This is a genomic window from Coleofasciculus sp. B1-GNL1-01 (assembly GCF_040220235.1).
In the GTDB taxonomy this organism is placed as follows: domain Bacteria; phylum Cyanobacteriota; class Cyanobacteriia; order Cyanobacteriales; family Coleofasciculaceae; genus Coleofasciculus.
The window spans coordinates 25592-37210 of the sequence record NZ_JAVJTO010000103.1 but is presented as its reverse complement, the minus strand read 5'-3'; the positions used below and the strand labels follow the sequence as shown (position 1 = coordinate 37210).

The window sequence follows — 11619 nt, the reverse complement described above, 5'->3', positions numbered from 1 at the left end:
ACACGTAAACTACAGGAGCTTGGTAGCCCCGGTCTTTCAAAGCCGGGGAGGAAAAGCGACATTGCGGATTTATCCGCCTTCGTGACATACTTGAGTGGTGAGTAGGAATAACCATCTACGTGACGAATCATCCTAGTACGGCGCAATCCCCGCAACGAAGAACCGAACGCAATTGACGAAACGACTAGACGAGCAAGTAATGGCAGGATGAGGAGCGTACCAGACTGGCGTTGTGATGGACTCGGAAAGCAAAAGATTAAACAAGTAGCTGCAATGCCTGTATTGAAAAATAGCAGGTTTGAGCAAGTAGAGGCATCTTGATAATGCCCATTCGGAATTCGGACAAAGGTTTCTCTGCCGAATCTGATGCGAGAATCTGCGTCTCTTCAGAGCGCAGAATGTCAAAGCTCGAAAATGGTCTGAGAGGTTCCCTCAAAGGCTCCGACCAAAATCCCAGCTTAGGGCAAACGATCCAGGAGAAAGCCCAAGAAGCCGCCGACCAAGTTCAGCCAGCTTGGAAGAGTGTGGTCAAGATTTTAATTGACATTGTAATCACCGTTGCCGTAACCGTCGCGATCGCGGCGTTGGCGGCGTCGGGTGTGGGATTAGTGGCAGCCATTGGATTAGCGGCATTGATTGGCGCAACTGGAGCGTTAGTGAAACAGGGCGCGAATGATTTAATTGATGGCAAGATGTCCTCCTGGCAAACCTACGCCACCCAAGCTGGATTTGGTGCCGTTGGTGGTGTTCTACAACTGGTAGGATTGCGGGGTGCGGAAAAAGCCGCAGGCTTATTGACCGAAAAATAGGGGGAGTTTGAGGGGGTGGAACGCAAGCCCCTGTCATTACTATGCACGGGGATAAGTTTCACCCCCTCAAATAAACAATTGAGCGACAGCGAATCATTATATGGCAGCCATGTTGTATAATGATTGCCATGGACAGGAAGTTTAAGTCTAACAGCAACATCGTTTACTCCTGTAAGTACCATTTAGTCTGGTGTACGAAGTATCGTCGCTCTGTTCTGATTAATGGGGTTGACACTCGTCTCAAGATTATCTTGCAGGAAGTCGCCAATGAGACATCAGGAGAGATTCTGGAAGTAGAGATAATGCCCGATCACGTTCATGTTCTCGTTGAGATAGATCCGCAGTACGGCATCACTAAGCTGGTGAGAATTATGAAAGGGCGTTCTTCTCGATACCTCAGGCAAGAATTCTCGTGGCTCTGCTTCGACGTGTCGAGAACGCTTTCCAGCGTTTCTTTAAGGGAGAGGGGAAATATCCCAAACCTAAGCGTCGAAGTAAGTATCGTTCCTGGAGTTACCCACCAAAAGACGTGCGATTTGAAGGTAATAAGGTGCGGCTACCAGGGATTGGCTGGTGCAAGTTCTTCTCCTCTCGTGCCTTCCCGGATGGGTTTAGTACCCGTACCGTTACGGTAAGAAAGAAGGCAGACGGATGGTACATATCGGTGCAACTGAGGGATGAGAGTGTTCCCGCAACTCCAACACCGGATGCTGCTCAAACAGCAATTGGAGTGGATTTGGGAATCAAAAAGCTTGCCTCAGTTAGTACTGGAGAGTTGATACCCAATCCCCAGTATGGGAAGAAGGCACAACGTCGTCGCCAACTTCTATCTCGCAGGGCATCCCGGAAAAGCAAAGGTTCTGCCCGTCGTCGTAAAGCTTATGCTGCCCTAGCCCGGTTAGAGCAAAAAGTAGAGCGGCAACGGACGGATTACCATTGGAAGGTTGCCAACCAGTTAGTCAACTTAGGCGAGTGCATTATCTTTGAGGATCTCAATATCAAAGGGATGATGGCTCGGTGTAAGCCCAAGGTAGACCCAGAAACAGGGAAATACCTGAAAAATGGGCAGGCACAAAAGCGAGGGTTAAACCGAGTCATAGCAGATGCAGCTTGGGGCGAATTGAAACAGAAGGTTAAAGTTGTGGCTGCCAAGTCAGGCGTTCTGGTTCATGAAATCAATCCTAAGTACACATCGCAAGAATGCAGTTGTTGCGGCTATGTCAGTCCGACCAACCGAGACAAAGAGAAATTCCTCTGTGAGTCTTGTGGTTGGGTGGCTGACGCGGACGTGGATGCAGCCACTGTGATCAGACAGCGGGGATTAACTGAACTTGGAATTAATATTCCACTACCCGTAGTCCACGGGAAAGTTACGCTCAAGGAGCCTGTAAAAGACAGGGGAAATCATCTGGGTTGCCAGATGAGCCTGAGAACCCTCGGATGGAATGGGTTAAACTCAGCCTATTCGAGTGGAGGGGAGAGTGAGTAATTACTCTTCAGAATCCCCCGCATTCTATGCGCGGGGAGTCGTCAAGAATACAGCCACTAAAGCTGGGGCTAAATTTGGCATTGAATCGCTGGGCGAGATGGGTGCCGATATCAGCCAACAACTGGCGGCGGGTGAGGCATTCTCGTTGTCGATGGTGGGAATCAGCTTTGGTACTTCCCTGTTAGGGAATGCCGGGGGTGAGGCTCTCAGTGGAGCCTTTGGCAAGTTGGGAACCAAGCTGGGTGTAGACCAAATCGATAATGCTGCGTTCAAGACGGGGGGCGAATTTGTTACCGACACGATTGGCGAAACCGCTACCGATGTCACAGGTCAAGTCGTCTTCGAGGACAAGGAGTTGTCTTGGCAGACGGTTGGTGAAAGTGCGGGTACATCAGCGTTTGGCAATCTCGTGGGTCGAGGGGCAAATCGGGCGTATGGCGATCGCTTGCGGAATTTGGGAGGAGGCGATCGTCCGTCCACCGATGTGCCAAATCTCAACCAACCTCTCCCACCAGTCGGTGACATTTCCACACCCACACCAATAATTGACCCAAATACCAATCAACCTGTTGGACAAACACCCGCATCCACACCAATAATTGACCCGAACACTAATCAACCGATTGGACAAACACCGCCATCGACACCCACAAAGGATCAGGGATTAACCCAGATACCTTCGGATCAAATCAAAGATACATCCCGGAATCCCGATCTACAGCAAACATTAACAGCAGCGCTACCCAATGACCTACAGGGTAAGGTTGCCATCAACGTCGATCCGGATTTACCTAGCCATACAGTCCGCGTTCATTATGATGTAGACGCCAATGGACTGGTGACTAACGTTCATATGCGGGTGGGATCGGATGCAAGTGCAGTGGATATCCAGTTGCATACCCAAACCGTCCGGCTGATGCAGCGTTACTCTGGATTTTCCGGAAGAATACGCCTGCTCAAAGAGCGGATTCAGAACTGGATCAGTAAGAATGGTACACCACCAGTCGGTTCGCGAGCGTGGGAAGCCAAACTAGAGGTGGAAAAACTGCCTCGGATTATTGATGAGCGCCTGAACAGACTTTCTCAAGATGGTTTAGATGCGGAGGCAGAAGCTAATCTCCAAGCTGATATCGAAAACCTACAACAGCAGTTAGCCAAGCACCAGCAAACCCTGGATGAGATGGATTTAAATGCTGGTGTGGGGTTTGTTGCGGCTGAGGGAATACATAACGTTCCTAATCCAGACGATGCAAGTCTTCTTCGCTCAATTAAAGAAGACTTATCAAGTGGACTCGATTTGGGTAAACCCGTTGATTCGGGAGGCTTTGGCACACTTTATGAAATTCCAGGACATCCCAACTTACTGATTAAAGTAGCTACACTATCAGAAGGTCAACCCAATGACCAATTAATTCAAGAAGCTGAAAACTTATCCAAGTTAACAGAGAAAGGATATCCAATGGTCTATAAAGGACTAATGACTTGGGTTGATAGTAATGGTGTGACCAGACAAGGTATTGTTATGGACAAGGTAAAGGGGGCATTAAGCAAGCGTATCCTTCGTACTGGAAAGTTTGCAGATGAACCTGTCGATCTATCAGTGGAAGCATTGGTAACGCCAAAAACGATTGAGGACTTAACAGAATTTCGCCAAAAAGCCAAGGATGATAATCTGGTCATTGACGATTTACAATTCATGATTTCAGAAGAAGATGGTTCTATTCATCTTATCGATCCGGCTCGGATCGACGAGATGCCTTCTAGGGGTAAGAAAAGAAAACAAAAACAAAACGCCTATCTCAGGCGTATTGATGGAATGATTAAACAGTTTAGGCAGATACTTACCAACAACACCCAATAATGTTGTGCTGGAGAACAGCTATGAATTCGTCAGCTAAATACCTTGCTCGTAACCTTACGCTTGTGTCCCAGTTAATCGGTCAAACTATACAACATATAATCCGCTTAATGTATTTAGAACCTGAAGATGAATTGCGAATGGAATCAGGTTCTCTTCTTCTGGAAACTAATCAGAGTTCTCGTTTGTATCTTGATGTAGATGAAGGCAGGGGAAATATTCTTGTTTTTGATGCCAGTGATACAAGCCAACCCATTAATTATACAATCAGTAAATTTCCTTATAAATATACTGTTTTTCCAGAAGGATATTCTCAAGGACTAGTCACTTCTTTACTGGATCAACCTGTATCAAAGATTGAAGTAATTTCCCGACCCGATAAAGATTATAATTTACATAGTATGTGTGGTTTTAGATTGACCGTTTCTCCAGGTCACTCGGTATGTATTGGTGCTTATTTAACTGACCTGAAAATACCCGATCTATGGATTCTAACACCTGAAGAAATGGATACAAACCTGCATTATCAAGCCGTTACGCCAGTATCCGAATAAATCTCAAAGTTATTCCGGTCGTTCCAGGCTACAAGGGCAAAACTACCTGGTCTCAGTATACCTCTAGCATCAACATCTAAGTTTCTTAAACCAATGCTTAAACTGTTCACTCCTATAGTTCCAATTGAAAATCTATGATGATGACCGTAAAAATGCAGCCGAATATCACTAGGTATTAAATAATTTTCTAGTTGTTTGGAGCCATCCTGATTTTCTCTAGAGGCAAGTCCAGAATGAGTGAGAAGCAAGTCTACTCCAATTGAGTTAAGTTGAACAAGCAAGGATGCATTAGACCGTCGCCTATCTATCTTTAATTTTCGTTGAGATTTTTTAAATTCAATTTTGGCTCTCTTTCCCTTACCTCGCTCTAAGTCAGTTAGGATTCCGCCGAGCGCCATAATATGTAAGTCTTCAATTACTCCATGAAAATAATCTGGAATAAAGAAGATTCCTCTAATCACCTCAGAGGGTATAGGCTTCGATATCAAGTTCAAATGATTAAAATCTTCATGATTGCCTCGAATAAAATAAAATGGAGCGTTAAGAGTATTCCAATCATCTGTTCCTAATGAAAAAAATTTTTGCTGATTCGCCGATTCTGCCATCTCATAAAAATCAAACGCATCTTCTTTTTTATAATGAGGATCTTCATTTTTTGCCGCAATTCCACTAGGCCAAAATCCAAAATCACCAACTTGAAATATGGCACGTAATGGTATCTTAAATAAGGTTTGCAATCGTATAGCTAACGCAATAGCAGCTTTTATATTTCCGTGTAAATCTCCCAAGAATAAATAAAAGCTTCTTGACTCAAAACTAACTTCTCCTTGATGATGAAGGCTGTATATTGAATTTTTGGTCAAGTATGACATATCAATTGATTGGGTTCCTATACGGGTCAGCCATTTGCTCATGGGATATACCTATCGCGTTTTCATTTGAGATGTGGAAATCAAGGAGATAGACAAAGGGAACAGGGAACATTAGAAAAGAAATCAGAGCATTTTTATATTATGCTAAATCAGCATTGGGTTTTATGATCTATTGGAAAACACTATAGACAATAAAGAAAATATATTTTATATTTAAATAATCAAATTAACAGAAAACATAAAAAAAGCAAATCAAAAATAAGCACCATGAACTCTGCGATTAAGCAACAAATATTTGTGATTTTTTTGTCTCCAGCACCGTTTTATTCAAACCCAGCACGTTCTTTTCTGAAATATCTGCAAAAAAACACTCCCTCATGCTTTAAACTCGTCAATTTTCCCAAAAATCTCTACACGGCTTCCGAATCTCTTGCAGAGGACTTCCAACCCTTAACTCCCTCGCTGCAATTTCCAGATAGAACTCAACATCCAGTGGTTATAACAATTACCCCCAGACAAAACGATTCAGCTATGTTGACTCTGAATCTTGGTGGTGCTGATATCGCTAGGCAGTTGCTAGGTGAACAAGCCGATAATGCCAGCATTACTTGGCTGATAGATATCCTCTGTACCGGTGCGCGGATGACAAGGGCAGATTGCGGCTTCGTTTCTTGGGAAGCCCAACCCAATGAAACGATTAACGCCAGAGTAGAGTATGGCAGATTGTATCTGGAGAAACTGCCAATTATGCTGTGGACTACAGCACCTCTATCTAAGGCTATATCCCACCTGAGTGCAGATGCCTGGAAAACAGAACAGCAATCAGATGGAGCCTGCTTAATTATACCTCAGCGACTTCCCGAAAATCAAAACACTGGCGATAAAGATTCCTTGTGGATTGATGTCACCCAAACTCGCTACTTTCTAATTCCCAGTCGCCAAGAGATCCCCGGTGGCAATTTCCAAATCTATAACCTAGAGGGTGAACAAAAAAAAGTGGCGATCGCGAAAATAGCTTCTTATGAAATTACCCAAGAGCAAGCAACAGCCTACCTAGAATCTCAGATTAACCAGGCAATTGATCAGGCTAAAGATGCTTTGTTTAATCAGATCACTTTCTCCATCGGAAAATCTCCAGAAACTCCGCGACAAACCACAACTCTATCAGAATTAATGGCTGTTTTATTGGGCGTTTCTCCGGAAGAATTGCCCAATCATCCGGAAAGGGCAAAAGTCAGCTTAGAAAAGCTAATCGCTACCTTCAAGGACATCATTGGAGGTTCGCTTTCAAAAGACTCAGCTCGACTTGATGTAGCGCGTCAGCAGATGCACATTATCCAAACAAATCTCAAGGCTCACGGTATCGATTTGGGTAACACTTTAGAGCAATTTCCCGATAAATTGCACAATTTACACTTCTCAGCAAAATCAGCCGCCTCGCTCCACCAGATGACGGCTAACCTACGCAAATTTGCTGATCAAATTGATAAAATTTCAGACAATAAAGAACGAAGTTTTAAGGAAGTGATGACCGCTTTTGCTAACGCTTATCGAGACTTGTTTGGAAAAGAAGACGAGGCGCAAGCGCAAGCGAGATTACAGCAAGAGTATAGAAAAATGGCGGATGAGGCAATAACAGAATCTCTCAACCAACATCCAATGCCCTCGCTTAAATTCGAGGATTTGCTTCCTAAATCCAGCCAAAAACCCGATGAAAGTACTTAGCAACGTAGATGATAATCAGGAACTTGAGATTGTAGCCCGGAGTTTGAACTCTCTATCGGCTGTCCATCGTCGCCAATTTAACCTGAAGTTCCCCCGTCCAGAGTACTACAGGGGACTGAATCCCTACCTGTAATTAGGTAGTAAAAGTGATATCAAGGGAGTTTTCCAATCAGTCAACGCGATCGCACTTGGTTAAGTTGATGCTTTAACCATGTTCCAACAGGATTGCGCGATCGCCCAATCTTCTTGGGTGTGAATCACGAAGACTCGCACGGTTGAATCCTCGGTGGAAATATCTACATCTACGGGATTGGTTTCATTCTTGTTTGCGTCGATTTTAAGTCCCAAAAATTCTAGGGCGTCAGATGCAGCCGATCGCACAGAGGCTTGATGTTCGCCAACCCCGCCTGTAAAGACTAATACATCTAATCCGCCCAAGGAGGTTAACATTGCTCCTAAATAGCAACGTAAACGGTGGTTATAAACCTCCAATGCGAGTTTAGCTTGTTCATGACCCGCCGCGATCGCGTCATTGATTTGGCGCATATCACTACTCACGCCAGATAACCCTTTTAATCCTGATTCTTTGTTTAACAAATGCTCTAATTGATCCGCATTATACCCTTGTCGCATTAGTTGAATCAAAATCGAAGGGTCAATTGAACCCGAACGCGAACCCATCATTAATCCTTCTAAGGGTGTATAACCCATGGTTGTATTAATGCTGATACCATCCCGAATGGCGGCTAAGGAACATCCATTGCCTAAATGACAGGTAATCACTCGTAATGATTTAGCCTCTTTTGCCAATAACTGAGCAACTCGTTCCAGGCAATATTGATGACTTATCCCATGAAAACCATAACGACGTATTCCTTGATCTAGCCAGTCTTTAGAGCCTGGATAAATCATAGCAGGTAAAGGCATTTGGGAATGAAATGAGGTATCAAATACCGCGAATTGGGGTATATCAGGTAAAATATTCTCAATCGCCTCAATTCCTTCTAGATTGACGGGATTATGGGATGGTGCTAGGGGAGACAAAGACGCGATCGCCTTTTTCACCTCAGCATTAATTAACGTCGGTTGATGGTATTTATCGCCGCCATGAACCACCCGATGTCCGACCACATCAATGTCACTCAGTTGGGAAATAACTTGAGTTTGACCGCGCCAAAGGGTATTTAACATTTGAGCGATCGCCTTCATTCGATCATTGGTGGGTAGGCGTTCCTCTATGGATCGTCCCTGAGATGTTTTAACCTTTAAACATTCTGTATCGGATTGTCCAGTCCACTCAATTTTGGCTTCCCATATTGGTTCTGGCGGAGAATTGGGTAAAGATTCGCCAATCTCATACAAACAGCTTTTCTGGGTACTAGAACCCGCGTTTAATACTAAAACTTTCATCGGTGATTCTGATAACAAATTAAATGGAGGGTGGGGCGGGGGCGGGTTTAATCCAATCTAGGTGCGCCAAAAAGGATAATAGTGAAACCCGCCCCTACAGACGAATATTAACCCTATTGCCTATTGCCTATTGCTACACAGCTTCCCTCTTGCTCCCCTCTCCCGTGCAAAAAAAGCGAAGCATCCTTAGTCATCCCTCCTCCCAGGGGGGAACGAGGGGGGTTGGGAGAGGGGCTGGGGGTGAGGGCTGTAACATAAGTTGAAACCAGCCCCTACCAACGAACCTTAACCCTGTTGCCTTTTCCCTAACCAATGACAAATGACCAAATTAACACCATTGCCAATTGGTAATCTCGTCTGGATCTTCGCCAGTCTCACAGATATACTGCCCATGAGCCGCTAATACATACTCATAGTGACGCACCCGATCATTTGCCCGTGCGGACACACGCGGATTGTTCTGTGCTGCTAAACGAATCGCCTGCATGATTAAATGATACCGACTCGTACCATTGCGGACTTGCATATCAAAGGGTGTAGTGGTTGTCCCTTCTTCCTGATAGCCATTAATTTGGAATCGCCCAATCGTGGGACGCCCAAACAGCATTTGTTTAATCAGCGACGGATAACCATGGAAGTTGATAATTACGGGTTTATCGGGAGTGAATAGGGCAGTAAACATGTCATCATCTAACCCGTGGGGATGAGTGGAATTTTGTTCCAGAATTAATAGATCTGTCACATTAACCACTCGTATCCGTAATTCCGGTAATTCATTTCTGAGGATTTGCGCGGCTGCCATCACTTCTAACATGGGACAATCGCCAATTCCTACCAGTACCACATCCGGATCAACCCCATCATCGGTACTCGCCCATTGCCACACTGAACCCCCTGCCCGACAATGGGCGATCGCGTCTTCCATAGACAACCATTGTGGCAGAGGATTTTTGTTAGCGATGACTAAGTTGACATAGCCTGTACTCTGTAAACAATGGTCAATGGTACTGAGGAGACAGTTGGCATCTGGGGGTAAATACACCCGCGCATAGTCAGCCTGCTGATCCAAGACACTATTAATAAAGCCGGGATTTTGGTGGGAAAACCCATTATGTTCCTGTCGCCACAGGGTTGAGGTTTCTAAGTAATTCAGGGAGGATACAGGGGGACGCCAGGGGAATTCTTTGGAATATTTTAAGAACTTGGCATATTGATCCATCATCGTGGTGACAATGCCTAAAAATGCCTCGTAGGAGGGGAATAAACCATGTCGTCCGGTGAGGAGGTACCCTTGTAAGAATGCCTGACAGGTATGTTCACTCAGCAATTCGATAATTCGTCCCCCATCGGGTCCAATCTCGCCATCAAAGGCTTCGGTGGGCCACTGATAGTTACGCTGAGTCACGTCGAGGACTTTGTAAAGACGGTTGGATTCGAGTTCGTCGGGGCAGAAAATACGGAAGTTGTTGGGATTTTGCTGAATCACATCCCGGAGATATTGTCCGACTCTGTAGGTATTACTCACACTTCTTTCACCCCGTTTACACCCTTCGCCAGCTTCGGGATGTTCTACCGGGACAGCGTAGTTAAAAATATCCGGTAACTCCAAGGGTTGACGCATACGCCCGCCGAAGGTGTGGGGATTGCTGCCCATGCGCCGTTCCCCTTGGGGACATTGGTCTAAAATGTCGGGGAAGGGTTGCCCTTGTTCGTCAAACAGTTCCTCTGGGCGGTAGGAACGAAACCAATTTTCCAGCAGTTCTAGATGTTCGGGATTCTTTTTAACCCCTTTAAGCGGAACTTGGTGAGACCGGAAATTCCCTTCAATCGGTACGCCGTCGGCTTCTTTAATCCCTGTCCATCCTTTAGGCGATCGCAAGATGATTAGGGGCCAACGGGGTTTGCTGAGGCGGTTTCCGGAACGGGCGGCTTGTTGAATCCGACAGATTTCTTGATATGCCCAATCCATGGAAGCATACATATCGGCATCCAAGTCCGCATCTTCGACAATTCGTACTTGGTAGCCGTATCCGGTAAACAGATGTAGCAATTCTTCATCACTCATCGTGCCAAAAATAGACGGGCTGGCAATTTTGTACCCATTCAGATGCAAAATCGGCAAAACTGCGCCAGATTCAGCCGGATCAATGAATTTTGTACCATGCCATGCTGTAGCGGTGGGTCCAGTTTCTGATTCGCCATCACCAACGATACAAGCCACGACAAGATCCGGGTTATCCATTACCGCCCCAAATGCTGTCGCCAAGGCGTAGCCCAATTCTCCGCCTTCATGAATCGTGCCAGGTATCCCTGGATACAGGTGAGAGGGAAAGCCTCCGGGCCAAGAAAACTGCTTGACTAACCGATGCACTCCAGCTTCATCGAAGCTAAGGTCATCATAATAATCCTGTAAAGACCCTTCAAGGTAAAGATTGGCAAGGTTCGCAGGCGCACCATGTCCGGGTCCAGTCACCAGAAACATATTGGCATCGTAACGCCGGATCAGGCGGTTGAGATGGGCGTAGACTAGGTTAATGCCGGGACAAGTCCCCCAGTGACCCAGTAAACGATCTTTGATGTGTTCCGGTTTTAAGGGTTCGCGTAAGAGAACATTATCTTTGAGATAAATTTGAGTCGCCGCCAGGTAGTTAGCCGCACGGCGATATTTGGCGATCGCGTCGAGTTCGGCAGCCTGATTTTGCCGGACTTGGGTAACGGGAATGTCCGGTTGAGAGAAGGACGCTTTGGGTGTTGAAGTGGTTATTGTCATAATTTATAAAATTCAAATTACAGGAAATTTTGACTGGTGTGGGTAGCGGTACTCGTCTGCTGTGCAGTTTACCCAAAGTTTTCCGGGGAATTCTCCTACTTGGGATAGATCATGCCTTTTTGTACATGCACA

At 45.5% G+C, this 11619-nt stretch carries 9 protein-coding genes and 1 pseudogene; 7 read left to right on the top strand and 3 right to left on the bottom strand.

Going from position 1 to position 11619, the window contains the following annotated elements; genetic code table 11:
* Positions 1 to 398 precede the first annotated feature (398 nt).
* From RID53_RS26060 to RID53_RS26040, 5 genes and pseudogenes are all read left to right on the top strand, one after another.
* The gene (locus RID53_RS26060; protein WP_446390863.1) at positions 399 to 809 is read left to right on the top strand and encodes a hypothetical protein; all 411 of its coding nucleotides are present in this window, start codon (positions 399 to 401) and stop codon (positions 807 to 809) included.
* Between the two features lie 128 nt (positions 810 to 937).
* Positions 938 to 1228, top strand: a pseudogene (tnpA, locus tag RID53_RS26055) (IS200/IS605 family transposase); the annotation flags it as partial.
* Positions 1228 to 2298 (top strand): RNA-guided endonuclease InsQ/TnpB family protein, encoded by a 1071-nt coding sequence (locus RID53_RS26050; RefSeq protein ID WP_446390864.1) that lies wholly within the window; start codon positions 1228 to 1230, stop codon positions 2296 to 2298. The pseudogene tnpA and the gene RID53_RS26050, both read left to right, overlap by 1 nt.
* The gene (locus tag RID53_RS26045) at positions 2291 to 4159 is read left to right on the top strand and encodes a hypothetical protein (protein ID WP_446390862.1); all 1869 of its coding nucleotides are present in this window, start codon (positions 2291 to 2293) and stop codon (positions 4157 to 4159) included. Before RID53_RS26050 ends, RID53_RS26045 begins: the two co-directional genes overlap by 8 nt.
* Before the next feature lie 20 nt (positions 4160 to 4179).
* Positions 4180 to 4710 carry a hypothetical protein gene (locus tag RID53_RS26040; RefSeq protein WP_446390861.1) on the top strand — a complete coding sequence of 177 codons (531 nt, stop codon included), beginning with the start codon at positions 4180 to 4182 and terminating at the stop codon, positions 4708 to 4710.
* Here RID53_RS26040 and RID53_RS26035 read toward each other — a convergent pair.
* Entirely contained in the window at positions 4683 to 5624 is a 942-nt protein-coding gene (locus RID53_RS26035; RefSeq protein WP_446390860.1) for a metallophosphoesterase, read from the bottom strand. The two genes, RID53_RS26040 and RID53_RS26035, sit on opposite strands and share 28 nt — an antisense overlap.
* A gap of 225 nt (positions 5625 to 5849) precedes the next feature.
* Here RID53_RS26035 and RID53_RS26030 point away from each other — a divergent pair, with 225 nt between their 5' ends.
* Positions 5850 to 7307 carry a hypothetical protein gene (locus tag RID53_RS26030; RefSeq protein WP_446390859.1) on the top strand — a complete coding sequence of 486 codons (1458 nt, stop codon included), beginning with the start codon at positions 5850 to 5852 and terminating at the stop codon, positions 7305 to 7307.
* Positions 7294 to 7440, top strand: coding sequence for a hypothetical protein (locus tag RID53_RS26025; protein ID WP_446390858.1), 147 nt, complete (start codon positions 7294 to 7296; stop codon positions 7438 to 7440). Before RID53_RS26030 ends, RID53_RS26025 begins: the two co-directional genes overlap by 14 nt.
* A 59-nt stretch (positions 7441 to 7499) precedes the next feature.
* Here RID53_RS26025 and RID53_RS26020 read toward each other — a convergent pair whose 3' ends face one another.
* Both RID53_RS26020 and RID53_RS26015 read right to left on the bottom strand, forming a co-directional pair.
* On the bottom strand, positions 7500 to 8717 hold the full coding sequence (locus RID53_RS26020) for an acetate/propionate family kinase (RefSeq protein WP_446390857.1): 1218 nt from the start codon (positions 8715 to 8717) through the stop codon (positions 7500 to 7502).
* Between the two features lie 328 nt (positions 8718 to 9045).
* A complete protein-coding gene (locus RID53_RS26015; protein WP_446390856.1) occupies positions 9046 to 11487 on the bottom strand; it encodes a phosphoketolase family protein in 2442 nt (813 codons plus the stop codon).
* Positions 11488 to 11619: the final 132 nt, after the last annotated feature.

Coding starts and splice junctions, on each gene's coding strand:
- RID53_RS26060 (WP_446390863.1), top strand. CDS start 399: ATGTCAAAGCTCGAAAATGGTCTGAGAGGTTCCCTCAAAGGCTCCGAC.
- RID53_RS26040 (WP_446390861.1), top strand. CDS start 4,180: ATGAATTCGTCAGCTAAATACCTTGCTCGTAACCTTACGCTTGTGTCC.
- RID53_RS26035 (WP_446390860.1), bottom strand. CDS start 5,624: ATGAGCAAATGGCTGACCCGTATAGGAACCCAATCAATTGATATGTCA.
- RID53_RS26030 (WP_446390859.1), top strand. CDS start 5,850: ATGAACTCTGCGATTAAGCAACAAATATTTGTGATTTTTTTGTCTCCA.
- RID53_RS26025 (WP_446390858.1), top strand. CDS start 7,294: ATGAAAGTACTTAGCAACGTAGATGATAATCAGGAACTTGAGATTGTA.
- RID53_RS26020 (WP_446390857.1), bottom strand. CDS start 8,717: ATGAAAGTTTTAGTATTAAACGCGGGTTCTAGTACCCAGAAAAGCTGT.
- RID53_RS26015 (WP_446390856.1), bottom strand. CDS start 11,487: ATGACAATAACCACTTCAACACCCAAAGCGTCCTTCTCTCAACCGGAC.